Here is a 23,396-nt window from a genome sequence, read left to right as displayed (position 1 = left end):
GAAAGAGCAAATCGAACGGAAAAACGGCCTATTCTACGCCAAATCCTGAACCAGCGTAAGTCGTTGATTTCAATAAATCCAGCCGGTAACGACGGCGTCAAGCGCCGGTCACCCGATAGTCATATTAAAGACATCGCCGCGTCAAACAAGCTGCCTAGCATGGGACTCACCACAAAAGGGAGCAAAACATGCTGCTAAATGAACAGCTTGCCGTGAGCGCCAAACCGCGCCTAAGCGTGCGCGTGGCCAGTGAAGCGCGGGATATCCGCCGCGCGCAGAAGCTGCGCTTCGATGTGTTCGCCGGGGAAATGGGCGCGGAGCTCGGCTCCCGCGACCTGGGCATCGATTGCGACGAATACGACGAGTTGTGCGATCACCTGATCGTGGAAGACGCCGCCAGCGGCCTGGTGGTGGGCACTTACCGCATGCTGTCCCCGGCCATGGCGCGCCGCGCGCCCAGCCTGTATTCCGAACACGAATTCGATCTGACCCGGCTGGCCCACCTGCGCGCCGGCCTGATCGAAGTGGGCCGTTCCTGCGTGCACCGCGACTTCCGCTCCGGCGCGGTGATCGCCCTGCTCTGGTCCGGCCTCGCCGATTACGTGCAACAGCACGGCGGCCAATACCTGGCCGGCTGCGCCAGCGTGTCGCTGAGCGACGGCGGCCACCAGGCGGTCAGCCTGTACCGCCAACTGGAGGCCAAGCATCTGTCGCCGCCGGAATGGCGGGTGTTCCCCCACCTGCCGCTGCCGCTGGACCGGGTCCGCGACGACGCCCCCTCCGCGCCGCTGCCGGCGCTGATCAAGGGCTATCTGCGCGCCGGCGCCTATATCTGCGGCGAACCGGCCTGGGACCCGGACTTCAACTGCGCGGATTTCTTCATGCTGCTGCCCATGGGCCGGCTGAGCAGCCGCTACAACAAGCACTTCGTCGGCTAGCCGCCGCAGATCGCGCCCCTGGCCGGATGCTACAATCCGGCCATGAGCTACACCTTCGACACGGTGGGCGTGATCCGCTCGCCCTACCGCGAAAAATTCGGCATCCCGCGCCAGCCCTCGCTGGTCAACGCCGCCCGCATCACGCTGGAGCTGCTGCCGCCCTACGACCACCCCGACATGGTGCGCGGGCTGGACGCGTTTTCCCACGTCTGGATCAGCTTCGTGTTCCATCAAACCGCCGAGCGCGGCTGGCAACCGCTGGTGCGGCCGCCGCGGCTGGGCGGCAACGCCAAGGTCGGCGTGTTCGCCAGCCGCGCCACCCATCGCCCCAATCCGCTGGGCCTGTCCCTGGTGCGGCTGCTGCGCGTGGACACCCAGCCCAAGGTGGTGCTGACGCTGGAGGGCGCCGATCTGCTGGACGGCACCCCGGTGCTGGACATCAAGCCCTATATTCCCTTCGTCGAAGCCCGGCCAGAAGCCCGCGGCGGCTTTGTCGACGGCCCCCCGCCGCAATTGAGCGTGGGCTGGGACCCCGCCGCGCGCGCGCAGCTGGCCGCCGAAGCCGGCCTGCCCGGCGATTTCGCCGCGTTGGTGGAACAGGTGCTGACCCAGGACCCGCGCCCGGCCTATCAAGACGACCCGCAGCGGGTCTACGGCGTGGCGCTGCACCACTGGAATGTGCGTTTCCGCGTGGAAAAAAACCATGCGCAAGTCATTGAAATTCAGCCGTTGACCCCGAACTAATCTTTTGCGCCCCAGTCATACCGGGGCGATACCAACCACTCAGGAAAAAAGCAAATATGACCACCCGCGCGAAGACGATCATGCTCGCCTTCACCATGGTTTCCATGTTGGCCGCTCCGTTCGCGGAAGCGGCCCGCCTAGGTAAAGGCAAGAGCGCCGGCATGCAGCGCTCGGCCCCCACCCGTTCTTACCAACAACAAGCGCCGGCGCGCCCGGTTGCGCCGCCCGCGCAAGCGCCCGCTCCGGTTCAAGCTCAACCCAAATCCGGCCCCGGCATCGGCACCGCCGTAGCCGCAGGCGCCGCGGGCGCGGCCGCCGGCTATATGCTGGGCTCCGCCATGAGCGACAAAGGCGGCCAGCAACAAGCGCCGGCCGCGGCCAACGGCAACGCCGATCCGGCGCTGGCGGCGCAAGCCCAAGGTCAGCAGCCGCAGAAGAGCGGCGGCATGCCCTGGGGCACGCTGGCCCTGCTGGGCCTGGTGCTGGCAGGCGGCTACATGTTCTTCCGCCGCAAGGCCGGCGCGGCGCGTCCGGCCATGGCTGCGCCGCAAGCAGCGGGCATGCCGCAGAATATGGGCGGCTATCAAGAACCGGCCCGTTTCGACTCCATCCCGAAAATCGGCTCCGGCCTGGGCGGCGCGCAAGCCGGCTTTGGCGGCGGCGCGATCAGCGAGGCGCCCGCGCGCCTGCCGGACGGCACCGAGACCCCGCACTTCCTGCGTCAGGCCAAGGCCACCTTCTTGCACCTGCAAAACCTGAACAGCACGGAAAGCCTGGAAGAAGTGCGCAAGTACATGACGCCGGACCTGTTCAACGCGCTGCGCGAAGACATCGCCGCCAACACCGAGGTGGCCGATTTCCCGCAACTGGACTGCCAGCTGTCCGAAGCCAGCATGGAAGGCGGCCGCTACATCGCCAGCGTGCGCTTCTCCGGCACGGTCAGCGAGGCCGTGGGCGCGTCGGCGGAGCCGTTCTCCGAATACTGGCACTACATCAAGGACGACAGCACCAACGGCAAGTGGTTGGTGGCGGGCATCCAACAGTAGCAAGCTACTTAACATCTTTATCCAAACGGGCCTCATGGCCCGTTTTTTATTTTTAATGGCGATGCACTAAACTGGAATGCCGATTGCTTCAGGCAAAAAAACAATACCGGCCGTAGAGTCCGCGCCACGGAGGGCAGCTATTCCATGAAAGAATTCGAGCATGCCGGCTTGAAACTCGGCAGTCACTTCCAGCCTATCTACAGTCTGGCGCATCGCCGCACGATAGGCATGGAAGCTTTGCTGCGCGCCAGACAGGACACGTCCCCGCTGACGCCGGCGGAGGCTTTTTATTCCGTCGTCTCGCCCGAACGCCGCCACCAGCTGGATCTGGCGGTGAGCGAAGCCCATGCCGTCCGTTTCAGCCAGATGCAAAGCGATCATCCCTGCTGGCTGTTTCTCAATATCGACGCCGCGTCCTTGTCGCGGCCGGAACGCGCGATGGCGCTTGCCAACGGCATCAAGGCCGCCGGGCTGGACCCCAGCCAGGTGGTGCTGGAAGTGCTGGAACATGTGCTGGAAGTGGACGAGGCCTTGATCGAAGGCGTCAATGTGCTGAAAAGCAGCGGCTTCCTGATCGCCATCGACGACTTCGGCGTCGGCCATTCCAATCTGGACCGGGTCTGCCAGCTGGAGCCGGACCTGGTCAAATTCGACCGCCACCTGCTGCGCGCCGCCGTCCACCAGCCGCGCACCCGCAACTTGCTGGCCAAGCTGGTGCGGCTGATGCACGAAATTGGTGCCTTGGTGGTGGAGGAAGGGATAGAAACCGATCAGGACGTGCTGATCGCGCTGGAATCGGGCTGCGATTTGGTGCAAGGCTATTTCGTCGCCCACCCCAGCGATCAGCCGGATCAGGACCACGTAATCACGCCGCGCATCGACGAACGCTGGGACGAGCTGATGGCGCGCGAGCTGCTCAAGCGCAAACTGACGCGACGCCAGATCGAGCTGGCGCGGCAATCCTTCGTGCAAAGCGCCATCTCGCTGATGCAGGGCACACCGTTCGATCTGGCCGCCAAGCCCATGCTGGCGCTGCCCGACGTGGTGCGTTGCTTCCTGCTGGACAGCGCCGGACGCCAGATCGGCCGCAACCTGAACAGCCGCCAGCCGCGGGCCGCCGCCAATCCCAAGTTCGCGCCGCTGGTGGACACCACCGGCGCGGTCTGGTCGCGGCGCAGCTACTTTCAACACGCGGTGGATCAGCCCGGCGTGCTGTATATGAGCGAGCCTTATCTGTCCATGACCGACACCCGCTCCTGCGTCACCATCTCGATGGCGATAGAAATCGACGAGATCATGCACGTGCTGTGCGCCGACGTGCTGATTCCCCAGCACTGACGCCAGCCGCGCCAGGATCAGCGAAACTTCAGGATGTCCTCGGCCGCGGGCTGCGGCGTGTAGGCGGCCTTCAAGGATTCGTCCTCCTCGCCGGCCTCCGGCGCGGCGCCCGGCTTGGGCGACATCTTGATCCGGGCCACTTCCGCCTTCATCGCGGCGCTGGCGCTGGATTGCAGCAATTCGCCGCGCAGTTTGGCCAGCGCCGTTTCCGCCGCCTGGCCGTCGGCGGCGCTCAGGCGCAACTCGTTCTGAGACCGCAACAACAGGCTTTTCGCCTCGGACAGCTCCCGCTCCAGTTCGCCGACCCGGACCTCGGCCTTGTCCATGCGCTCCCGAAACGCCTCCGCCTGCGGCTGCGCCACCGCCAGGTCCTGCGCCTGCTGCGCGGTCAAGGCCAGGGAGGCCGACAACTGGCGGCGCGTGGCGTCCAGCTCCGCCGCCTGGCGTTCGAAAGCGCCGGCGAGTTCGGCGCGCAGATGATCCAGTTCGGCCCGCTCGCGCTCCCAGGCCGCCTGGGCGGCGCTCAGGCTGTCGTTGGCCAGCGCCTTGGCCTGGGTCCAGATCGCCTCCAGCGCGGCCATCCCCGCCTGGCTGACGCCTTCCGGCACCTCGCCGTCCAGGGCCGCCGCCGTCGCCGGCTGCACCCGTCGCCAGTCTTTCAGCACCACGCTGGCGGCGTCCATGTCCACCCCCGCCAGCTGGCGGACCTGGTCGACGGCAGGGTGCCGCTGGCGGCCGGACTTCTCGTATAGTTCCGTCGCCGCCGCGATGATGCGCTCCCGCGCCTCCGCCGATATCTTGCCCGCCTGGTTCATAAAGCCGCGTCCTCGCCCATCTTTGCCAACTGCGTTGCCGGTACCGCCCGGCCAAAACCGGGCGTCAGAAATTGCGCCGAAACGCGAGGTTTCGGCAGCAAGGCAGATTGCAGCAGAAGCGCCGGCGAGCGGACATAGGATTTTTCCTAAAAAACCCAGGAATTCTCCGCCGCCCCGCCGCCGAACAATGAAAAAGCCCGGCCTAAGCCGGGCTTGTGATCGCGGGACATTCGCCTTACTGCGCGATGTCGTTGATGTATTCGAACAAGGTCACCACTTTCTGCACGCCGGAGGTCTCGCTGACCACCTTGGCCGCCGCCGCGCCTTCCGCCTGGGTCACCATGCCCAGCATGTAGACCACGCCGCGCTCGGTCACCACTTTGACGTTGTTCGGGTTATAGCCCTTGCCATCCAGCAGACGGGTGCGCGCCTTGCTGGTCACCCAGGTGTCGCTGCTGCGCTCGGAGAAGCCGGACGCCGGCGCCACCACGGTGTAGTTGAACACGCGGCGCACATTGGGGATACCGCGCGCAGTCAGCTCCGCCTGCTGGCGCGCCTGCTCGCTGGGCACTTCGCCGGTCAGCAACACCGCGCGGTTGAAGCTGGTGGTGTTGACGTGGGCAGACGGCAACAGCTTGCCGATCTGGTCGGCGGCTTTCAATTCTATGCCCTGGTCGTCCACATAGGCGCCGCTGGTGCGGCGATCCGTGGCCACCAAGGCGCCGCCGGCCGCGCCCGCCGCCACTACGCCGAAACAACCGCTCAGAGCGCTGCTGAAGCCAGCAGCCAGCAATACCGCGAATACGCGACGCTTCATCATTCACCTCCCAACAACATGTAATCGATGGTGTCGCACAGGGCGTGGACCATCAGGGTGTGCACTTCCTGAATCCGGCAGCGACGCAGCGCCGGCACAATCAGCTGTATGTCTTCCGGCGACAGGATTTCGGCCACCTTGCCGCCGTCCATGCCGGTCAGGGCGATCACGCTCATGCCGCGCTCATGCGCCGCGTAGATGGCCTCGATCACATTGGCGGCGTTGCCGGACGCGGAAATCGCCAGCAGCAGGTCGTTGGTGTGGCCCAAGGCCCTGACCTGTTTGGAAAACACCATGTCGAAATCGTAATCGTTGCCGATCGCGCTCAGGACCGAGCTGTCGGTGGCCAATGAAATCGCCGCCAGGCCCGGACGTTCCTTCTCGAAGCGCCCGACCATTTCCGCGGCGAAGTTCTGCGCATCCGCCGCCGAACCGCCGTTGCCGCAGGTCAAAATCTTGCCTTCGTTCATCAGGCAAGCCACCATCTGTTCCGCCGCCGCGGCTATCGCCGGCGACAACAACTCCATCGCCTCTTGCTTGACGGCGATGCTTTCCAGGAAATGCCCGCTGACGCGGTCAATCAAATCCATGGGACATCCTTATCTTTTAGGGTCGGTCGACCCATCGCACTACATGAAAATATTCTGCAACCACTGCGGCTCCGCCTCGCCCACGGTCAATACCGCGTCAAAACGGCATGGCGCGTCTATTCCCTTTTGGGACAGATAGACCTCGGCGGCCAGCATGAGTTTCCTTTGCTTGGCCGCCCCGATGCTGGCGGCCGCGCCGCCGAAGGCCGCGCTGGCGCGATGGCGCACCTCGATAAACACCCAGTAGCGCCCATCGCGCATGATCAGATCGATTTCGCCGCCGCGGCAGGACCAGTTGCGCTCCACCAGCGTCAGGCCCCGCCTCAGCAGCCAGGCCAGCGCCTTGTCCTCGGCAAGCCGGCCTTGAAGATTCACTACGGCTGCTCCACGCTCAGCACCGCCATCGGCAGCTGGCGCTCGAACAGGCGGTCGCGCCCCAGCCTCAAATCGCCGGTGACGCCGTCCAACCTCAGGCCCAGCGGCTGCCGCGCGCCCGCCAGCAGCACCGCCAGCCGCCAGGCGTCCACGCCCAGCGCGTACAGACGCTCGGTCTGCATCGTCAACGCCGCCGCCGGCCGCGGATAGCGTTTCACCGCCGGATGCTCCGGCATCAGGAACCAGGGCATGTCTATCACCCTCACCCCGGCCAGCGCCACCGCGCTGCCGCGGCCGTTGAGCTGGGAGGTGCCGTACACCGGCAGTTCCGGCGCCAGCGCGGCCTTGACGATGCCGGCCTCGTGCGCGTCCAGCGCCATGAACACGGCGTCGGCGCCGGCCGCCGCCTGCAGAATCGCCGGCAGGCTGTCCGGCTTGGCTTCCAGCGCCATCGGGGATTTGCCGCGGCTCAGGCTTCGCCATTCGTCGATGAAGGCCTGGCGCAGCCGCTGCGACAGGCTGTCCGCGCCGAACAGCAGCAAGGGGTTGGCGCGGCCGTCTTCGTACATCAGGCGCGCCACCTGGCGCGCCTCGCCCTCGACGATCAGCGACAGCGAGAACAGCTTGGGATTGGCCGGCACTTCGCGGCCTATCGAGTTCAAAGCCAGCGTAGGCACCGTGGCCGCGGGCGCCACCGCGGCGATGGCCCCGCGCGACAGCGGGCCGATCACCACATTGACCCCGCTGGCCAAGGCCTGTTTGTAGCCGGCCACGGCGGTGTCCTCGGACGCCTCTATGGGCACCAGCTCGGCGTTCTGATCCACGCGCGCCGCCGCCTCCACGCCGCTGCGCACCACCGCGGCGGCCTCGCCCAGGGTGGCGGAGCCGGTGGGCAGCAGCAGGCCGACGCGCAGGCGGCCGCCGGCCGGCTGCGGTTTCGCCGCCGTCGCGCTGGCGTCCCGCGGCGCGGTCGCCGGCACGGCCGGTTTCGGCGCCTGCTGGCCCAACAACTTGAGCGGCGCGGTATTGCTTTGGATGATATAGTCCGGGGTTTGCGCCATTGTCGGCGTCAACCAAGTCATCAAGACGCCAACCAACAGCGGAGTCAGTCTTTGCATACTTCGTTCGCTCATCTGCTTGAATCAGCCAGGGAAAGTTTCTGTCGCGGCACATTATATGTGGTGGCCACGCCCATTGGAAATCTGGCCGACATCAGCGCCCGCGCCTTGGCCGCTTTCAGCGCCGCCGACGTGGTCTGCGCCGAGGACACCCGCGTGACCGGACAGCTGTTGTCCGCCTACGGCATTCACGCCAAACGCCTGGTCAGCCTGCGCGAGCACAATGAGCGCGGCATGTCGGAACAAGTGGTGCGCTGGCTGTCCGAAGACCAGATCGTGGTGCAGGTGTCCGACGCAGGCACGCCGGCGGTGTCCGATCCCGGCGCGCGGCTGGCGGAGGCGGTGCGCGCCGCCGGCCTGCCGGTGCGGCCGGTGCCCGGCTCCAGCGCGGTGATCGCCGCCTTGTCCGCCAGCGGCCTGACCGCGCCGTCCTTCCTGTTCCACGGTTTCTTGCCGCCCAAGAGCGGCGAGCGCCGCAAGACGCTGCGCCAATGGCTGTCCGCGCCGCATCTGACCGTGTGCTACGAGGCGCCGCACCGCATCGTCGACACCTTGCGCGACATCGTAGCGGAGCTGGGCGCGGAGCGCCGGCTGCTGCTGGCGCGCGAGTTGACCAAGACTTTCGAAACCTTCCGCAATCTGCCGGCCCAGGACATGCTGGAGTGGGTGGAGTCCGACTCCAATCAGCAGCGCGGCGAGATCGTGCTGATTCTGGACGCCGCGCCGGCGCGCGTGGACGCCGACGACGCGGTGCCGGAAGACACCGTGCGCGTGCTCAAGCTGCTGGCGGCGGAACTGCCCACCAAGCAGGCGGCGTCGCTGACCGCGCAGATCTGCGACGGCAACCGCAAACAGCTCTACGACTTGGCGCTTAAATTGAAGCAGGAGTGAACCGCGGCCAAGCGCCGGGGAAAAAAGGATTTACAAAGCGATTTGCTATCGCTATTATTCTCCTTCTCGGAATGCCGAAGACGCCCGGATGGCGAAATTGGTAGACGCAGGGGATTCAAAATCCCCCGCCGCAAGGTGTGTCGGTTCGAGTCCGACTCTGGGCACCAGCGATTTTGGCAGGCCGAAACATCAAAAACCCCGCACAGCGCGAGCTCTGCGGGTTTTTTGTTGTCTCAAGCAGCCATTCTTATTCCGGCAGGCGCACCGCCGACAGTTTCCAGCCCAACCAGCCGTCGCGCTTGAACACCAGACCCAGCGACTGTTCGGCTTTGTCTTTCTGCTTGACCGTCACCACGAAACGATCGATGTCTTCATAGCCCATGGCCGTGTCGACGCCGGCGCGCGGCTCCGTCGACGCTGCGCCGCCTCCGCCGGCCGCCGGCTCATCCGCGCCGCCTTGCGGCAGGCCCGGCTTGGGCTTGATCCCTCGCATCATCAAAGCCAGGCTTTCCGGCGTCACCATGGCGTCCACCACCGGGGCGACCACCGCGTCGGCAATGGCCGCGCCCATCGCCGCCAGCGGGTTCTTGTCCTTGGATTGGTTCAGGTCCAGCACCGATTTGGGCACGACGGACTCTTTCAGGCTGTTGCGCAAGGCCGGGTAGTCCACATAGCCGGACAGTTTGGCCGCGTCGCGCGCGTCCAAGGCCTGCTGCATGCCCCGCACCGCCAAATACGGCGTCGCGTAGAACCACGCCCCCAGGGCCACGACCGCCGCGCCCAGCGTCAACTTCATTTTCATGCTCATGTTTATCCCCCTGAATCAAGCGGCCGCCTCATGCGGCTCATAAAGTCTACAGACCGTCAGCCGGCGCGCAGATTCCCGCCGGCCGCGGCAAAAAACGCGCGGCCGGCGTCAAACCGTGTCAGAAGCGCGATTCCATCCCCACCCTTAATTCAAGCCCAGCGCCAAGTTCCGCGAACGTTCCGGCCGCAAGGGGTTGTTGCTGAACACCTAGGAGGAGGAGGTCGTTTCATACAGGCTGGGAGTGCGATAGGCGCGGCCGTCCTTGGCGTAGACATCCAGCCACTTGGCCAGGTGCACGTCGACCTGGCCGGTCAAATCCAGTTTGGGCGCGTAATCCGCTGCCAGATTTGGTCGCATAGTCGCACGTGGTCGAACCGTGTAGATTCGCGCCCAGGGAGAAGCTGGTCCAGCGATGGAACAGCACGGCGTTGCCGAACAGGCTGCGCTCGTTGCGCACGCCGTTTCGCGACGCCACCAGCGTCCGCGGCTGCTCGGTGTAGCGGCTGGTGGGCTGGGTGCGCGCCTGCTGGAAGGCCAGGCCGTAGCTCAGGCTCAAGGGCAGCGCCCCCAGTTCCGAGCGGTTGAGCAAATTGAAACCATGGCGCTTGTTGTTGTAGGCATGCATGTACTGATCGCCGTAGGAAGCGCCGGGACGGCCGGCACCACCACCGGCGAGGGGCTATTTACCGTCCAGCGGCACTTGCCAGCGCTGATCCTTGAGCGTGCGCATCACAATATAGGAGCAGATGTCGCGCATGCCGGGAATGCGGTTCAGCCGCTCCACGATGAAGCCGCTGAAGGCGGCCAGATTGCGGCAACGGACATGCAGCACGTAGTTGCTGGGACCGGCGACGATGTAGGCGGCGGCGATTTCCTCAAACTGCCGGATGCGCTCCATGAAGTCTTCATGCCAGTCTTCGCGCGCCCGATCCAGCGTCACGTGGACGATGGCTTCCAGCTCATAGCCGAGCAGGGCCGGATCCAGTTGGGCGTGATAGCCGCGGATCAGTCCCTGGCTTTCCAGCGCGCGCACCCGCCGCAGACAGGCGGACGGAGACAGGGCCACCTGGTCGGCCAGATCCTGATTGCTGAGCCTGGCGTTGTGCTGCAATGCGGAAAGAATCCGGCAATCTATCGCGTCAAGCTGCATTTGCAATTTCCCATCGTTATCTGTCTGCTCCGCTGCAGTTCCTGCGAAAAGCATGCCATTAGCAAGACCAACTTGCAATTTCTGGTGGATGCCTTGGTGCTAGCATGATTCCAGGCTTCTTACCGCTCAGGAACCGTTCCATGTTGCTCGATATCAGCCCCCCGCTGCGCGCCGGCCTGCCGGTCTGGCCCGGCGACACCGCCTTCGACGCCAGCCCCGCCTGGCAGCTGGGCGCCCACTGTCCGGTCAATGTGGCGCGGCTGACGCTGTCGCCTCACAGCGGCGCGCACGCCGACGCGCCGGCTCACTTCCAGGCCGCCGGCCAGGGCATAGGCCAGGTGGCGCTGGACGCCTATCTGGGGCCGTGCCGGCTGATCCATTGCCTGTCCCCCGGCCCGCTGATCCGGCTGGAGCAGATCCGCGCGCGGCTTGAGGCCCGGCCCGGCCCGCTGCCCCCGCGGCTGCTGATCCGCAGTTACGCGCGCTATCCGCTGGAGACCTGGGACGCGGACTTCCCCGGCGTGGAGGCCGCCGCCATCGACTGGCTGGGCGGCCAGGGCGTGCGGCTGATAGGCGTGGACACCGCCTCGCTGGACCCGATGGACAGCAAGACCATGGACGCCCATCACGCCACCGCCCGCCAGCGCATGGCCATCCTGGAACAGCTGCTGCTGGATCACGCGCCGGAGGGCGATTACGAGTTGATCGCGTTGCCGCTGAAGTTGATGAACCTGGACGCCAGCCCGGTGCGCGCCGTGCTGCGGCCCTTGCCCGTTTCCACCCCTCTCGTGTAGGACCCGCCATGAAACACACTCGCGAAGCTTGTCTCATCGCCGATCAGCAAGACCCGCTGGCCGGCTTCCGCCAGCGGTTCGACCTGCCGGCCAACACTTTCTATCTGGACGGCAACTCGCTGGGCGTGCTGCCCAAGGGCGCGCTGGAGCGCAGCCGGCAGGTGATCACCGGCGAATGGGGCCATGATCTGATCCGCAGCTGGAACACCGCCGGCTGGTTCGACATGCCGACGCGTCTGGGCGACAAGCTGGCGCCGCTCTTGGGCGCCGGTCCCGGTGAAACCGTGGTCACCGACACCACCTCGCTGAATCTGTTCAAGGCGCTGGCGGCGGCCCTGCGCATCCAGCGGCAAGCTCATCCGGAGCGCAAGGTGATCCTGTCCGAGCGCGACAACTTCCCCACCGATCTCTACATGATCCAGGGCATGATCGAATTCCTGCAGCAGGGCTATGAATTGCGTCTGATCGACGAGGCGCTGCCGCTGGAACAGGCGCTGGACGAGGACGTGGCGGTGCTGCTGCTGTCCCACGTCAATTACCGCACCGGTTATTTGTACGATATGGCCGCGGTCACCCGCAGCGCCCATCAGCGCGGCGCGCTGGCGATCTGGGACCTGGCGCACTCGGCCGGCGCGCTGCAAGTGGACCTGAACGGCGCGGACGCCGATTTCGCCGTGGGCTGCACCTACAAATACCTGAACGGCGGACCGGGCTCGCCCGCCTTCATCTGGGTGGCCCCGCGCCATCAGAACGCTTTCTGGCAGCCCTTGTCCGGCTGGTGGGGCCACGCCAAGCCCTTCGAGATGGCGGCCGACTACGCGCCGGCCCAGGGCATACGCCGCTTCCTGTGCGGCACCCAGCCCATCGTGTCGCTGGCCTTGGTGGAATGCGGTCTGGACGTGGCGCGCCAGGTGGATGCCCAGCAGCTGCGCGCCAAATCGCTGGCGCTGACCGATCTCTTCATCGAGCTGGTGGAACAGCGCTGCGGCGGCCACCCGCTGACCCTGATCACCCCGCGCGAGCACGCGCGCCGCGGCAGCCACATCAGCTTCCGCCATCCGCAAGGCTTCGCGGTGATGCAGGCCTTGATCGCCAACGGCGTCATCGGCGATTACCGCGAGCCGGAAGTGCTGCGCTTCGGCATCACTCCGCTCTACCTGAGCCATGCCGACATTTGGGACGCGGTGGAAATCCTGCGCGAGATTCTGGACAGCGGTAGCTGGGACAAGCCTGAGTTCCACCGCCGCGGCGCGGTGACCTGAGAACCTGTTTACGATCTGCTGCGCTTCGTGGAGCGTTGCACGGTGAGTACAAGCTCAAAATGCTCATGTACCCCTCGTACATTCCGCTTTTTCGCTCGTTTTCGCCTTGTCTCGCCCTAGCTCGCGAGATCGTCAGCACGTTCTGAGAGCTGTTCAAAACCTGCATGGCGCGCGGCTTGGCCGCGCGCCGCATCAAACCGCCGCCGGCAGCCCCGCGCGGCGGCGCCATAGCGCAAGGGACGTCAGATCCCGCCAGACCGCGCCGCATAGACAGAGGAGAACATCATGAGCAGTTTCCAGGACATCAAGGATAGGGAACAGGGCCTGCAGCGCCGGCTCAGCGCCGGACAGATGAGCATGATCGCCATCGGCGGCGCCATCGGCACCGGTCTGTTCCTAGGCAGCAAGTTCGCCATCGGCTTCGCCGGCCCCAGCGTGGTGCTCAGTTACGCCATAGGCGGCCTGATCACCCTGTTGCTGATGGGCTGCCTGGCGGAGATGACGGTGGCGCACGCCACTTCCGGCTCCTTCGGCGCCTACGCCGAGCACTACGTCAGCCCGCTGGCCGGCTTCCTGGTGCGCTACAGCTATTGGGCCTGCGTGGTGCTAGCGGTGGGCACCGAAATCACCGCCGTGGCCGAATACATGCGCTACTGGTTTCCCGACACCCCGCCCTGGATCTGGATTCTGCTGTTCTCCAGCGCGCTGATCGGCGTCAACGCCACCAGCGTCAAGGCCTTCGGCACGGTGGAGTACTGGTTCTCCACCATCAAGATCTTCGCCATCGTCGCCTTCATCCTGATGGGCTGCTATGTGGTGTGGGGCAGCGGCAACCCCGCTTACGGCGCACGCAACTTCAGCGCCGACGGCGGCTTCTTCCCCAACGGGGTCTGGGGCATGTGGGTGGCGGTGGTGATTTCCATCTTCAGTTATCTGAGCGTGGAGATGATCGCGGTGGCCGCCGGCGAGGCGGAAAACCCGGAACAGGCGGTGCGCCAGGCGTTCCGCGCCACCATCGCGCGGCTGGTGGTGTTCTATCTGCTGTCCTTGAGCCTGATCATCGCCATCGTGCCCTGGGGCCGGATCGGCGCCGGCAACAGCCCCTTCGTCACCGTGATGCAGGTGCTGAACATCCCCTACGCCGCCGGCATTCTCAACTTCGTGGTGGTGGTGGCCGCGCTGTCGGCGATGAACAGCCAGCTCTACATCACCACCCGCATGATGTTCAGCCTGTCCCGCGCCGGCGACGCGCCGATCGGGCTGGGCAAACTGAACCAGCGCGGCATCCCGGTCAACGCGCTCCTGCTGTCCACCAGCGGCATCGCGCTGGCGGCGGTGCTGTACGTCTTGTTTCCGCAACAGGCGTTCACGCTGATGATCGCGCTGTCGATGTTCGGCGCGCTGTTCACCTGGCTGATGATTTTCTACACCCATCTGCGCTTCCGCCGCCATCACGATCAGGCCGGCGGCCTGGATCTGCCGTTCAAGATGCGCCTGTTTCCCTACACCACGCTGGCCGGCCTGGTGTTGATGCTGGCGATCATGATCACCACCGCCTTCACCGAGGTGTTCCGGCTGACCCTGGTCTTCGGCCTGCCCTTCCTGCTGCTGCTGGTCGTGCTGTTCCACACCGTGCGCAAGCCGCGGCCGAAGCCGGCGGCGCAACAGGGCTAGACCGTCATACGAGGGCCCGCCCGAGAGCCGCTTCAGGATCCGCCGCGCTTCGCGCGATACGGGCTTGAAGCGGTTCTGACACCGCGATCGGATTCGGCATAGAATATTCGGCTCGCACCCAATCCGGATAATCCGCCCCCGCCATGTCACGCCCGTCCGCTCTCGCCCCCGGCGCCAGCCTGTCCGCGCTGCTGCGCGACTTCGTCCTCCGTCATTGGCCTTACTATCTGCGCGCGGCGCTGATGCTGGCCGCCGTGGCGGTGCTCACCGTGCTGATTCCGCGCCAGATCGGAGAAATCGTCGACCTGCTGGCCAAGGGCCAGCTCGGCGCCCCGCAACTCATGCGCGAGCTGGGCTGGCTGCTGCTCTTCGGCGTGGTGATCTATCTGCTGCGCGCCGGCTGGCGGCTGCAGCTCTTCGCCGCCGCCTACCAACTGGGCGTGGAATTGCGCACCCGGCTGTATCAGCGGCTGAGCCGCCAGGGACCGGGCTTCTACCATCACCAGCGCACCGGCGATCTGATGGCGCGCGCCACCAACGATATCGACGCGGTGGAAATGGCCGCCGGCGAGGCGATGCTGGCCGGCTTCGACGGCAGCCTGACCCTGGTGATGGTGCTGGCGATGATGACCTTGGGCATAGACTGGCGGCTGGCCGCCGCCGCGCTGCTGCCCTTCCCGCTGATGGCCTTCGCCTTCTGGCGCATCACCCGCCGCGTGCACCAGGCCTGGGCCGGCTCGCTGCAAAGCTTCAGCCGGCTCAACGACCACGTGCAGGAAACGCTGAGCGGAGTGCGCACGCTGCGCACCCTGGGCCTGGAGGAACGCAATAGCCGCGAGCTGGCCGGCCTGGCCGCCAGCGCCGCCGACAACAGCCTGGAGGCGCAACGCTGGGAGGCGGCGTTCGAACCGGTGGTGGGGCTGACCCTGAGCACCGCGGCGGCGGCCACGCTGGGCATCGGCGGCTATCTGGTGTGGCAGCAGCAGCTGACCATAGGCGCGCTGACCAGCTTCAGCATGTATCTGGGCCAGCTGATCTGGCCGATGTTCGCCGCCGGCTGGGTGCTGTCGCTGCTGGAACGCGGCCGCGCCGGCTGGAACCGGCTGGAGCCGGTGCTGAGCGCGCCCGAGTCCGTGGACGACAGCGGCATCAACGCCATGGAGCCGGCCGGCGAACTGCGCTGGCGCGACCTGAACTTCACTTATCCGGGGCAAAGCGCGCCGGCCTTGCGCGCGATCGATCTGCGCCTGGGCCGCGGCCAGACCCTGGGCATCGTCGGCCCCACCGGCAGCGGCAAGTCCACGCTGCTGCGCCTGCTGCTGCGCCAGTACCCGCTGCCGGCCGGCAGCGTCAGCTGGAACGGCGTGCCGCTGGAGGAATACAAGATGGACGCCTTGCGCGCGGCGATCAGCTGGGTGCCGCAGGAGTCCTTTCTGTTCTCCGCCTCGGTGGCCGACAATATCGCGCTGACGCGCCCGGACGCCGCCGAACGCGAGATCGAACGCGTGGCGCGGCTGGCGGCGGTGCACGAGGACATCCTGCGCCTGGCCCAGGGCTACGCCACCCCGGTGGGCGAAAAAGGCGTGGCCTTGTCCGGCGGCCAGCGCCAACGGCTGGCCATCGCCCGCGCCTTGCTGGCGGACGCGCCGCTGCTGCTGCTGGACGACGCCTTGTCCGCGGTGGACACCCAGACCGAAACCCAGATTCTGCAACATCTGCGCGAAGCGCGCCGCGGCCGCAGCGTGATCATCGCCAGCCACCGGCTGTCCGCGGTGGCGGACGCCGACCACATCGTCGTGCTGCAGCACGGCGGCATCGCCGAAGCCGGCAGCCACGAGGCGCTGCTGCAATTGAACGGCTGGTACGCCAGCCAGTGGCGCTATCAACAACTGGAGGCCAGCCTGGATGAAATCTGATCAATCCGCGATCAACCGCAGCCGGGCAGTGGCCCTGCTGCGTCACTCCGCCGCGCCGGAAAAGCGCCATGTGCTGTGGGGCACGCTGTGGCTGATCGCCGCCGCGCTGATGGAGGCGCTGTCGCCGCTGCTGGGCAAGGTGTTCATCGACCGCTATCTGCTGCCGCGCGCGCCGCAATGGCTGGAAATGGGCCTGCTGCTGCTCGCCTGTCTGATGGCCGGCTACGCCGCGTCCAGCCTGCGCTATCTGCAGCTGGTGCGCCTGTCCGGCGTGGCGATGCGCTCGGTGCAAAGACTGCGCGAACAGGTTTACCGCCACGTGATCCGGCTGCCGATGGCCTTTTTCGACAAGGCGATCACCGGCCAGCTGGTCAGCCGCGTCACCAACGACACCGAATCGGTGAAGGCCTTGTACGTGCAGGTGCTGTTCGTGATGCTGGACAGCAGCATCGTGGTCATCGGCGTGATGGCGGCGATGGCCTGGCTGGACTGGCGGCTGATGCTGCTGGCGGCGCTGCTGCTGCCGGCGATGCTGGCCATCGTCTGGCTCTACCAGCGCTGGAGCGCGCCGTCTGTGACGCGCGCCCGCGCGCTGCGCAGCGACATCAACGCCCAGATGGCCGAGTCCATCTCCGGCATGAGCGTGTTGCAGGCCGCCAACGCCACCGGCCGCTTCGCCGCGCGTTTCGATCAGGCCAACCACAATTACTACCGGGCGCGGATCGCGGAGTTGAGCGCCAACGCCTGGCTACTGCGTCCGGCGCTGGACCTGCTGAAAGTGCTGTTGCTGGCCGGGGTGATCTACAGCTTCAGCCAGCGGCCGCTGGGCGCGCTGCAGATCGGCGTGCTCTACGCCTTCATCAGCTATATCGGCCGCATGGTGGATCCGCTGATCCAGATCACCATGCAGTTCAGCCAGCTGCAGCAGGCGGTGGTGGCGGCGGCGCGGGTGGACGCGCTGCTGCAGGAGCCGGCGGCGGCGGCCGGCCACGGCCAGGGCCGCATCGAGCGGGGCGCGGTCAGCTTCCGCCGGGTGAGCTTCGGCTATCAGCCTGAGCGGCCGGTATTGCCCGATCTTTCGCTGGAGATTCCGGCCGGCGGCTTCATCGGCATCGTCGGCCACACCGGCAGCGGCAAATCCACGCTGCTGTCGCTGCTGCTGCGCTTCTACGCGCCGCAAGGCGGTGAGATCCTGATCGACGAGCAGCCGCTGGCCGCCTTCGACGACGCCGCCTTCCGCGACGGCGTCGGCCTGGTGCCGCAGGAGCCCTTTCTGCTGGCCGCCAGCGCGCGCGACAATATCGCCATGGGCCGGCCGTTGACGCAGCAGCAGATCGAGGACGCCGCGCGCGCGGCCGGCGCGCACGATCTGATCCTTGCCCTGGAGCAAGGCTACGACACCGATATGGGCGAGAGCGGCTCGCGGCTGTCCAGCGGACAGAAGCAGCTGATCGCCATCGCCCGCGCGCTGGCGGGCAAGCCGCGCATCCTGCTGCTGGACGAGGCCACCTCCCACATCGACAGCGAAACCGAGCAACTGGTGCAAGGAGCGCTGGAACAGCTGCGCGGCCAGATCACCCTGATCTCCATCGCCCACCGGCTGTCCACCATCCGCGACGCCGACCGCATCATCGTGCTCAACCACGGCCAGATCGCCGAAACCGGCAATCACGAGGCCTTGATGACCGAGGGCGGCATCTACCAACGGCTATACTTGCTGCAGCAATTGCAGCCGGAAGCCGGCTGAACGAACGACGAATCCGCCATGCACCGTTTCCCCGCCCTGCCCGCGCCCTGCGCGCTGATCGACACCCACTGCCATCTGGACGCGCCGGAATTGGCGCCCATGCTGTCCGCCGTGCTGGAGCGCGCGCGCGCCGCCGGCGTCGGCCAGATCCTGGTGCCGGCGGTGCGCGCCGACACCTTCGACGCCGCCGCCGCCATGCGCCGCGATCACGGCTGCTGGATAGGCTTCGGCCTGCATCCCATCTATCTGGAACGGCACCTGGACGAGCATCTGGAGCAGCTGGAGCGCGCGCTGCGCGAACAGCGGCCGGAGGCGGTGGGAGAGATAGGCCTGGACTTCTATCTGCCGGAGCTGGATCCGGCGCGGCAGGAGGCCTTGTTCGTCGAACAGCTGAAGCTGGCGCGCAAATACGCGCTGCCGGTGGTGCTGCACGTGCGCCGATCGGTGGACCGCGTGCTCAAGCATCTGCGCGAGCAGCGCGTCGAGCGGGGCATCGCCCACGCCTTCAACGGCAGCCCGCAGCAAGCGGACGCGATGCTGCGCCAGGGCATGAAGCTGGGCTTCGGCGGCGCGATGACCTACTCCGGCTCCCAGCGCATCCGCCGGCTGGCGGCCACGCTGCCGCTGTCCGGCCTGGTGCTGGAAACCGACGCGCCGGACATCCGCCCCGAGTTCGCCCAGGACCGGCCCAACGAGCCGGCCCATCTGGCCGCCTTCAGCGCGCAGCTAGCCGAGCTGCGCGGCCTGCCGGAGACGGCGCTGCGCCAGGCCTTGTACCGCAATAGCCTGGAGGCGCTGGGCATCGCCGGCTGAGATGAAGCCCCTTCCCTCAGGTGCGGAAGCGCCTGAGATTGGAGTCCAAATCCACCGACAACTGCTGCAGCTCCTGCGATAGCTGGCTGGCCTGGCCAGAGGCCTTGGCGGTGCTCTCGTTCATCTGCGCCATCTGCTCCACATTGCCCGCCACCAGCTGGCTGGCGTGGCTTTGCTCCTTGATCGCGTTGGCGATGTCGGTGATGCGTTCCACCGAGTGCTGGGACAGCTGATGGATTTCACGCAGCGACTCGGCCACGCTGGAGGTGCTGCTGACGCCGCTCTCGATGCGGGCATTGGCCTGCTGCATGCTCTGGTAGGCGCGCTGGGTATCGGTCTGCACCCCTTCGATATGGGTGGAAATCTCGGTGGTGGCCTGGCTGGTGCGCTCGGCCAGCTTGCGCACCTCGTCCGCCACCACCGCGAAGCCGCGGCCCATCTCCCCGGCCCGCGCCGCCTCGATCGCCGCGTTCAGCGCCAAGAGATTGGTCTGCTCGGCGATGTCGCGGATCACCCGCACGATGTCGCCGATATCGCTGGAACGCTGATTGAGCTGCCCCATCACCGTGGAGGTTTCGGTAATGCCGCTGGCGATCAGCTGGATCTCGCTGGCGGCTTTTTCCGCCAGGCCGTTACCGCGATCCGCCTGCGCCATGGTCTGGCGCGCCTGGCCTTCCACGTCGCGGGTATTGTCCGCCACCAGATTGATGCTGACCGACATCTGCTCGATCGCCGCCGCGCCGCTGGCGGCGGATTCCGCCTGATTGGCCGCGGCGCCGGACACCTGGGAGCTGACGTCCGCCATCTGGCCCGAGGCGCTGGCCAGTTGCGTGGCGTGGCCCTGGGCTTCCTGCACCAGCCGGCGCACGGTGCCGACCAGCGAGGCCAGCGATTCGCCGACGCTGCCCAGCTCATTGCGGCCGAAGTCCGGCAGTTCCAGGTTCAGATCGCAGGTTTGCGCCAGTTGCTGCGCGGAATCCCGCATCTGCAGCAAGGGCACGCGGATGGAACGGATGATGTACCAGGACACCACCAGGCTGGCCAGCAGGCCGACCGCCACCGTGGCCAGCAACTGGCTGCGCACCGCGTCCGCGGAGGCGTCGATCTGGCCGCGCAGCCCCGCCACCGCGTCGGAAGCGCCCTTGGCCAGTTTGGCCGAGACCTCTTCCATCTGGTGGATGCTGCCCTTGTACTGGCCAAACGCCTTGTTGGCGTCGCTGGTGCTGGCCAGTTCCTGCTTGTCCACCTTGGCGCCCACCGTCTTGAAGCCGTCGGCGTAGCTGTTGAGCAGTCCGTCCAGCGTCGTCAGCTGCTGGGCGGCGTCGCCGTTCAGCGGATGGGTGCCGGCGTTCTTGATCGCCGCGTGCGCGCCGTCCAGCGTCTTGCTCCATTTCCCGCTGTACTCGCTCCGCTTGGCGGCGTCGCCCAGATTGATGAAATAGTCCTTCTCGAAACGCCGCAGATTGCCCATATGCTGCTGCAACTCCACCACGTCGCGGTAAAAGGCCAGTTCATGAGTGCTGACATCCTCCACCCGGCTGGAAATGCTGCCCAGCCCCATGAAGGCCAGCAAGCTGGTCACCGCCAGCGCCACCAGCAACAAGGCGAAACCCAGGGTGATCCGGGCCGCAATCGTCATATTCCGCATTTACACACTCCCCAACCAAACTATGTTTTTTTTGGATTCCCGCCGATTCAAGTCCGCGGTGTCGCCGCGATGGTAAACCAAGCCGTTCACGGTTTTCACCGCATGACTCCGGCAAGTTTCACACTCTGCGCCCGGCATGCGCGGCGGACGCAAAAAAAGCCGTCAGCATGAGCTGACGGCTTCCTTTTGGCTGCGCGCGAGGTCTACTGCGGCTGACGCGACAACTTGAAGGTTCTGGCAAAGCCCAATACACAGACGAAGAATAGTCCGCTTAAGAAGATTTCGCCCCATGCAAGTTGTTGCGACAGACCGCGATCCGCCCAACCGCGCATCACGCCCTCGGTGAAATAAGCCAGGATGAACATGCTGGCCCATTGATAGGTGTACAGGCGCTGGGCCAGGATGCCGCGCAGCGGCAGCAGCAGCACCGCCGCCTTGAGCGCCAGCAGCGAGCCGCCCGGACGCAGCGGCGCCAGCCACAGCTCCCAGGCCAGGCACAGCAGGATCAGGGCGATCAGCGACGCCGACGCGCCGTAATGCCAGGCGTTTCGATTCATGAACCATCCTCCAGCAAAGGGCGCTCCTTCTTGCGGCCCAGGAACACCGCCAACAGAATGCCCGCCTCGTACAACAGCCACAGCGGCACCGCCAGCAGGGTTTGCGACAGCACGTCCGGCGGCGTGACGACGGCGGCCACCACGAAGGCGCCGACGATCACGTAAGGCCGGCCCTGGCGCAGTTTTTCCACCGACACCACGCCCATGCGCACCAGCAGGATCACCACCACCGGCACCTCGAAGGTGACGCCGAAGGCCATGAACATGCCGAGCACGAAGGACAGGTATTTATCGATGTCGGTCATCATGCTGACCCCGACCGGCGTCACCGCCGACATGAAGCCGAACACCACGGGGAAGACCAGGAAGTAGGCGAAAGCCATGCCGGTGAGGAACAGCAACAGGCTAGCCACCACCAGGGGCAGCACCAGCCGTTTCTCATGGTGGTAGAGCCCGGGCGCGACAAAGGCCCAGATCTGGTACAGGGTATTGGGCAGCGAGATCAGGAAGGCCACCAGCATGGTCACCTTGACCGGTACGAAGAACGGCGCGGTGACGTCGGTGGCGATCATGTTCGCCCCCTTAGGCAGCGCGTCCAGCAGCGGCTTGGCCAGCAGATGGTAGATGTCCCCGGACCAATGGAACAGGCCGAGAAACACCAGCGCGACGCCGAGCAGCGCCCGTACCAGACGGGTGCGCAACTCGATCAGATGCGCGAGCAAGGGTTGTTCATTCATGCGCGGGATGTCCAATGGATTCAGGAACGGCCGGAGCGGGCGCCAGTCCCGCCCGGCCGGGTGCGGCCAAGCTCAACGCGGCGATGGCGGATCGGCCGGCTGGGGAGCCGGCGCCGCCGGCGGCAAGTCGTCGAACAGGTCCAGCTGGTTCTCGTCCTTGACCGGCGCCGCCTCGGCCTGCGCCTCGACGTCGGCCGGAAGCGGGTCCAGCAGATCCGGCTGCAGGCCGCCGTGGATGAGATTGGCCGCCTCTTCCACCGGCGCGCGCGCCTCGTCCGCCAGGGAACGCAACTCGGCGCTGTTCTGCTCCATCGCCTCGCGCACGCCCCGCACTTCGGAGTCGAGCTGGCCTTTGAACGACTGCGCCGCGTCCTCGATGTCCTGCCGCAATTCGTTCAGGCCGGTCAGATTGGCCTGCTGCTGGATGTCGGACTTCACCGTGGCCACGAAACGCTGGGCGCGGCCCACCAGCGCGCCCAGAGTGCGCGCCACCGTGGGCAGGCGCTCCGGCCCCAAAACCACCAGGGCCACCACGCCTATCAACAGGATTTCGCCAAAGCTGATTTCAAACACGCTTGAGCCGCGCCTTATTTCTTGTCGGCGTCGCCGTCGATGATGCGGCCGGTTTCAGCCGGCTTGTCCTTGGCGGCCTTGTCGTTCTCGCCGTTCATGCCTTCCTTGAAGCCTTTGACCGCGCCGCCCAGATCTTCACCGATATTGCGCAGTTTCTTGGTGCCGAACACCAGCACCACGATCAGCAATACCACCAGCCAGTGCCAGATGCTGAAAGAACCCATGATTCACTTCCTTATCAAATCGAATTAGTACGCGGAGGCCACCCGGCCTCCCGCTTCGGGCCCGCGGGCCGATCAGTTATTCTTGTGGCCGAACACATGCACGTGCAGGTGGAACACTTCCTGCCCGCCGCCGCGGCCGGTGTTGATGCCGGTCTTGAAGCCGCCCTCCAGGCCCTGCTCGCGCGCCAGCTTGGGCGCCAGGGTCAGCATCTTGCCCAGCACCGCCTCGTGCTCGGGGCCGCAATGGGCCAGCGAATCCACGTGCAACTTGGGAATCAGCATGAAATGCACGGGAGCGATCGGACGGATGTCGTGGAAGGCCAGCACATCGTCGTCTTCGTAGATTTTATTGGCCGGAATCTGCCCGGCCACGATTTTGCAGAAGATGCAGTCTGTCATTATTGTCGGCTCTCGCTCAATCTTAAGGGGTGGGGGCGCGGGAGGCCTTTTCATCCAGGCCGGAAATACCCTCGCGCCGCTTCAACTCCATCAGCACATCCTCGGGCCGCAGGCCATGATAGGTCAGCAACACCATGCTGTGGAACCACAGGTCGGCCACTTCGCGCACCAGATGCAGCTTGTCCTTGTCCTTGGAGGCCATCAGCGTTTCCGCCGCCTCCTCCGCCACTTTCTTCAGAATGGCGTCCTCGCCCTTGTGAAACAGGGACGCCACATAGGAAGACTGGGAACTGGCCTCGCGCCGCGCTTCCAGCGTGTCCGCGATGGTTTTCAGCACATCCTGGCTCATGTCGCTATTCCTTTACGCCGCAACCCCGGCAAGTATATGTCGTTCCGATGGCAAAACGATAACAATCGCCTTG

26 protein-coding genes and 1 tRNA gene are annotated in these 23,396 nt (G+C 66.0%); 12 read left to right on the top strand and 15 right to left on the bottom strand.

Annotated features, from left to right (window positions below; translation table 11 throughout):
- Positions 1-188: 188 nt before the first annotated feature.
- The 4 genes from ACODSD_RS00720 (at position 189) to ACODSD_RS00705 (ending at position 4,066) form a co-directional block, all read left to right on the top strand.
- The gene (locus ACODSD_RS00720; RefSeq protein ID WP_107800960.1) at positions 189-938 is read left to right on the top strand and encodes a GNAT family N-acetyltransferase; all 750 of its coding nucleotides are present in this window, start codon (positions 189-191) and stop codon (positions 936-938) included.
- Positions 939-980: 42 nt separating this feature from the next.
- A complete protein-coding gene (gene tsaA / locus ACODSD_RS00715) occupies positions 981-1,682 on the top strand; it encodes a tRNA (N6-threonylcarbamoyladenosine(37)-N6)-methyltransferase TrmO (protein WP_488876577.1) in 702 nt (233 codons plus the stop codon).
- 56 nt (positions 1,683-1,738) lie between these two features.
- Positions 1,739-2,728: a Tim44 domain-containing protein gene (locus ACODSD_RS00710; protein ID WP_107800962.1), complete on the top strand. Its 990-nt coding sequence runs from the start codon at positions 1,739-1,741 to the stop codon at positions 2,726-2,728.
- Positions 2,729-2,872: 144 nt separating this feature from the next.
- Positions 2,873-4,066: a sensor domain-containing phosphodiesterase gene (locus ACODSD_RS00705; protein WP_107800963.1), complete on the top strand. Its 1,194-nt coding sequence runs from the start codon at positions 2,873-2,875 to the stop codon at positions 4,064-4,066.
- Between the two features lie 17 nt (positions 4,067-4,083).
- Here ACODSD_RS00705 and ACODSD_RS00700 read toward each other — a convergent pair whose 3' ends face one another.
- The 5 genes from ACODSD_RS00700 to ACODSD_RS00680 all read right to left on the bottom strand — a co-directional run bounded on the left by ACODSD_RS00700 (position 4,084) and on the right by ACODSD_RS00680 (position 7,781).
- The gene (locus ACODSD_RS00700; RefSeq protein ID WP_227105526.1) at positions 4,084-4,881 is read right to left on the bottom strand and encodes a DNA-binding protein; all 798 of its coding nucleotides are present in this window, start codon (positions 4,879-4,881) and stop codon (positions 4,084-4,086) included.
- Between the two features lie 235 nt (positions 4,882-5,116).
- Positions 5,117-5,698 (bottom strand): BON domain-containing protein, encoded by a 582-nt coding sequence (locus tag ACODSD_RS00695; RefSeq protein WP_227105528.1) that lies wholly within the window; start codon positions 5,696-5,698, stop codon positions 5,117-5,119.
- The gene (locus tag ACODSD_RS00690) at positions 5,698-6,288 is read right to left on the bottom strand and encodes a phosphoheptose isomerase (RefSeq protein ID WP_107800966.1); all 591 of its coding nucleotides are present in this window, start codon (positions 6,286-6,288) and stop codon (positions 5,698-5,700) included. The genes ACODSD_RS00695 and ACODSD_RS00690 overlap by 1 nt, the downstream gene beginning before the upstream one ends.
- Positions 6,289-6,327: 39 nt before the next feature.
- Positions 6,328-6,663 carry a YraN family protein gene (locus ACODSD_RS00685; RefSeq protein ID WP_107800967.1) on the bottom strand — a complete coding sequence of 112 codons (336 nt, stop codon included), beginning with the start codon at positions 6,661-6,663 and terminating at the stop codon, positions 6,328-6,330.
- Entirely contained in the window at positions 6,663-7,781 is a 1,119-nt protein-coding gene (locus ACODSD_RS00680; protein WP_488876576.1) for a penicillin-binding protein activator, read from the bottom strand. The genes ACODSD_RS00685 and ACODSD_RS00680 overlap by 1 nt, the downstream gene beginning before the upstream one ends.
- Here ACODSD_RS00680 and rsmI point away from each other — a divergent pair.
- Together rsmI and ACODSD_RS00670 are read left to right on the top strand one after the other, a co-directional pair.
- Complete coding sequence (rsmI, locus tag ACODSD_RS00675; RefSeq protein WP_488876575.1) at positions 7,776-8,672, top strand: 16S rRNA (cytidine(1402)-2'-O)-methyltransferase; 897 nt, start codon at positions 7,776-7,778, stop codon at positions 8,670-8,672. The genes ACODSD_RS00680 and rsmI overlap by 6 nt on opposite strands.
- Before the next feature lie 82 nt (positions 8,673-8,754).
- Positions 8,755-8,839 (top strand) — tRNA-Leu (locus ACODSD_RS00670).
- An 80-nt stretch (positions 8,840-8,919) separates the two neighbouring features.
- Here ACODSD_RS00670 and ACODSD_RS00665 read toward each other — a convergent pair.
- The 3 genes from ACODSD_RS00665 to ACODSD_RS00655 form a co-directional block, all read right to left on the bottom strand.
- Entirely contained in the window at positions 8,920-9,480 is a 561-nt protein-coding gene (locus tag ACODSD_RS00665; protein WP_107800970.1) for a DUF2939 domain-containing protein, read from the bottom strand.
- Positions 9,481-9,687: 207 nt separating this feature from the next.
- The gene (locus tag ACODSD_RS00660; RefSeq protein ID WP_235085914.1) at positions 9,688-9,837 is read right to left on the bottom strand and encodes a hypothetical protein; all 150 of its coding nucleotides are present in this window, start codon (positions 9,835-9,837) and stop codon (positions 9,688-9,690) included.
- Positions 9,838-10,159: 322 nt separating this feature from the next.
- Positions 10,160-10,630 carry an Lrp/AsnC family transcriptional regulator gene (locus tag ACODSD_RS00655; protein ID WP_107800972.1) on the bottom strand — a complete coding sequence of 157 codons (471 nt, stop codon included), beginning with the start codon at positions 10,628-10,630 and terminating at the stop codon, positions 10,160-10,162.
- 140 nt (positions 10,631-10,770) lie between these two features.
- Here ACODSD_RS00655 and kynB point away from each other — a divergent pair, with 140 nt between their 5' ends.
- The 6 genes from kynB (at position 10,771) to ACODSD_RS00625 (ending at position 18,836) form a co-directional block, all read left to right on the top strand.
- A complete protein-coding gene (gene kynB, locus ACODSD_RS00650) occupies positions 10,771-11,424 on the top strand; it encodes an arylformamidase (protein WP_488876574.1) in 654 nt (217 codons plus the stop codon).
- 8 nt (positions 11,425-11,432) lie between these two features.
- Positions 11,433-12,686, top strand: coding sequence for a kynureninase (kynU, locus tag ACODSD_RS00645; RefSeq protein WP_486636073.1), 1,254 nt, complete (start codon positions 11,433-11,435; stop codon positions 12,684-12,686).
- A gap of 285 nt (positions 12,687-12,971) precedes the next feature.
- Positions 12,972-14,360, top strand: coding sequence for an amino acid permease (locus tag ACODSD_RS00640; RefSeq protein WP_227105538.1), 1,389 nt, complete (start codon positions 12,972-12,974; stop codon positions 14,358-14,360).
- A 143-nt stretch (positions 14,361-14,503) separates the two neighbouring features.
- Positions 14,504-16,276 carry an ABC transporter transmembrane domain-containing protein gene (locus ACODSD_RS00635; protein WP_488876573.1) on the top strand — a complete coding sequence of 591 codons (1,773 nt, stop codon included), beginning with the start codon at positions 14,504-14,506 and terminating at the stop codon, positions 16,274-16,276.
- Positions 16,266-18,023, top strand: a complete 1,758-nt coding sequence (locus ACODSD_RS00630; RefSeq protein ID WP_107800977.1) for an ABC transporter ATP-binding protein — start codon at positions 16,266-16,268, stop codon at positions 18,021-18,023. The genes ACODSD_RS00635 and ACODSD_RS00630 overlap by 11 nt, the downstream gene beginning before the upstream one ends.
- Before the next feature lie 18 nt (positions 18,024-18,041).
- Positions 18,042-18,836, top strand: coding sequence for a TatD family hydrolase (locus ACODSD_RS00625; protein WP_488876572.1), 795 nt, complete (start codon positions 18,042-18,044; stop codon positions 18,834-18,836).
- 16 nt (positions 18,837-18,852) lie between these two features.
- Here the strand turns inward: ACODSD_RS00625 and ACODSD_RS00620 are convergent, their stop codons facing one another.
- From ACODSD_RS00620 to ACODSD_RS00590, 7 genes are all read right to left on the bottom strand, one after another.
- On the bottom strand, positions 18,853-20,475 hold the full coding sequence (locus ACODSD_RS00620) for a methyl-accepting chemotaxis protein (RefSeq protein ID WP_488876571.1): 1,623 nt from the start codon (positions 20,473-20,475) through the stop codon (positions 18,853-18,855).
- A 212-nt stretch (positions 20,476-20,687) separates the two neighbouring features.
- A complete protein-coding gene (locus ACODSD_RS00615) occupies positions 20,688-21,041 on the bottom strand; it encodes a DUF2069 domain-containing protein (RefSeq protein ID WP_107800980.1) in 354 nt (117 codons plus the stop codon).
- On the bottom strand, positions 21,038-21,778 hold the full coding sequence (gene tatC, locus ACODSD_RS00610) for a twin-arginine translocase subunit TatC (RefSeq protein ID WP_107802034.1): 741 nt from the start codon (positions 21,776-21,778) through the stop codon (positions 21,038-21,040). The genes ACODSD_RS00615 and tatC overlap by 4 nt, the downstream gene beginning before the upstream one ends.
- Before the next feature lie 72 nt (positions 21,779-21,850).
- Entirely contained in the window at positions 21,851-22,351 is a 501-nt protein-coding gene (gene tatB / locus ACODSD_RS00605; RefSeq protein ID WP_107800981.1) for a Sec-independent protein translocase protein TatB, read from the bottom strand.
- Positions 22,352-22,365: 14 nt separating this feature from the next.
- Positions 22,366-22,575 (bottom strand): Sec-independent protein translocase subunit TatA, encoded by a 210-nt coding sequence (tatA, locus tag ACODSD_RS00600; protein ID WP_043589548.1) that lies wholly within the window; start codon positions 22,573-22,575, stop codon positions 22,366-22,368.
- Positions 22,576-22,647: 72 nt separating this feature from the next.
- A complete protein-coding gene (locus ACODSD_RS00595) occupies positions 22,648-22,974 on the bottom strand; it encodes a histidine triad nucleotide-binding protein (RefSeq protein WP_107800982.1) in 327 nt (108 codons plus the stop codon).
- A 22-nt stretch (positions 22,975-22,996) separates the two neighbouring features.
- A complete protein-coding gene (locus tag ACODSD_RS00590) occupies positions 22,997-23,323 on the bottom strand; it encodes a phosphoribosyl-ATP diphosphatase (protein WP_043589545.1) in 327 nt (108 codons plus the stop codon).
- Positions 23,324-23,396 lie beyond the last annotated feature (73 nt).

The organism is Chromobacterium sp. FG22, from assembly GCF_057809415.1.
The sequence above is the reverse complement of the archived record's forward strand: the minus strand, read 5'-3'. Positions and strand labels throughout refer to the sequence as shown.

Excerpts from the sequence above, each read along its gene's own strand:
- ACODSD_RS00720 (WP_107800960.1), top strand. The coding sequence starts at position 189 with ATGCTGCTAAATGAACAGCTTGCCGTGAGCGCCAAACCGCGCCTAAGC.
- tsaA (WP_488876577.1), top strand. The coding sequence starts at position 981 with ATGAGCTACACCTTCGACACGGTGGGCGTGATCCGCTCGCCCTACCGC.
- ACODSD_RS00710 (WP_107800962.1), top strand. The coding sequence starts at position 1,739 with ATGACCACCCGCGCGAAGACGATCATGCTCGCCTTCACCATGGTTTCC.
- ACODSD_RS00705 (WP_107800963.1), top strand. The coding sequence starts at position 2,873 with ATGAAAGAATTCGAGCATGCCGGCTTGAAACTCGGCAGTCACTTCCAG.
- ACODSD_RS00700 (WP_227105526.1), bottom strand. The coding sequence starts at position 4,881 with ATGAACCAGGCGGGCAAGATATCGGCGGAGGCGCGGGAGCGCATCATC.
- ACODSD_RS00695 (WP_227105528.1), bottom strand. The coding sequence starts at position 5,698 with ATGAAGCGTCGCGTATTCGCGGTATTGCTGGCTGCTGGCTTCAGCAGC.
- ACODSD_RS00690 (WP_107800966.1), bottom strand. The coding sequence starts at position 6,288 with ATGGATTTGATTGACCGCGTCAGCGGGCATTTCCTGGAAAGCATCGCC.
- ACODSD_RS00680 (WP_488876576.1), bottom strand. The coding sequence starts at position 7,781 with ATGCAAAGACTGACTCCGCTGTTGGTTGGCGTCTTGATGACTTGGTTG.
- ACODSD_RS00665 (WP_107800970.1), bottom strand. The coding sequence starts at position 9,480 with ATGAGCATGAAAATGAAGTTGACGCTGGGCGCGGCGGTCGTGGCCCTG.
- ACODSD_RS00660 (WP_235085914.1), bottom strand. The coding sequence starts at position 9,837 with ATGCGACCAAATCTGGCAGCGGATTACGCGCCCAAACTGGATTTGACC.
- ACODSD_RS00655 (WP_107800972.1), bottom strand. The coding sequence starts at position 10,630 with ATGCAGCTTGACGCGATAGATTGCCGGATTCTTTCCGCATTGCAGCAC.
- kynB (WP_488876574.1), top strand. The coding sequence starts at position 10,771 with ATGTTGCTCGATATCAGCCCCCCGCTGCGCGCCGGCCTGCCGGTCTGG.
- kynU (WP_486636073.1), top strand. The coding sequence starts at position 11,433 with ATGAAACACACTCGCGAAGCTTGTCTCATCGCCGATCAGCAAGACCCG.
- ACODSD_RS00640 (WP_227105538.1), top strand. The coding sequence starts at position 12,972 with ATGAGCAGTTTCCAGGACATCAAGGATAGGGAACAGGGCCTGCAGCGC.
- ACODSD_RS00635 (WP_488876573.1), top strand. The coding sequence starts at position 14,504 with ATGTCACGCCCGTCCGCTCTCGCCCCCGGCGCCAGCCTGTCCGCGCTG.
- ACODSD_RS00630 (WP_107800977.1), top strand. The coding sequence starts at position 16,266 with ATGAAATCTGATCAATCCGCGATCAACCGCAGCCGGGCAGTGGCCCTG.
- ACODSD_RS00625 (WP_488876572.1), top strand. The coding sequence starts at position 18,042 with ATGCACCGTTTCCCCGCCCTGCCCGCGCCCTGCGCGCTGATCGACACC.
- ACODSD_RS00620 (WP_488876571.1), bottom strand. The coding sequence starts at position 20,475 with ATGACGATTGCGGCCCGGATCACCCTGGGTTTCGCCTTGTTGCTGGTG.
- ACODSD_RS00615 (WP_107800980.1), bottom strand. The coding sequence starts at position 21,041 with ATGAATCGAAACGCCTGGCATTACGGCGCGTCGGCGTCGCTGATCGCC.
- tatC (WP_107802034.1), bottom strand. The coding sequence starts at position 21,778 with ATGAATGAACAACCCTTGCTCGCGCATCTGATCGAGTTGCGCACCCGT.
- tatA (WP_043589548.1), bottom strand. The coding sequence starts at position 22,575 with ATGGGTTCTTTCAGCATCTGGCACTGGCTGGTGGTATTGCTGATCGTG.
- ACODSD_RS00595 (WP_107800982.1), bottom strand. The coding sequence starts at position 22,974 with ATGACAGACTGCATCTTCTGCAAAATCGTGGCCGGGCAGATTCCGGCC.
- ACODSD_RS00590 (WP_043589545.1), bottom strand. The coding sequence starts at position 23,323 with ATGAGCCAGGATGTGCTGAAAACCATCGCGGACACGCTGGAAGCGCGG.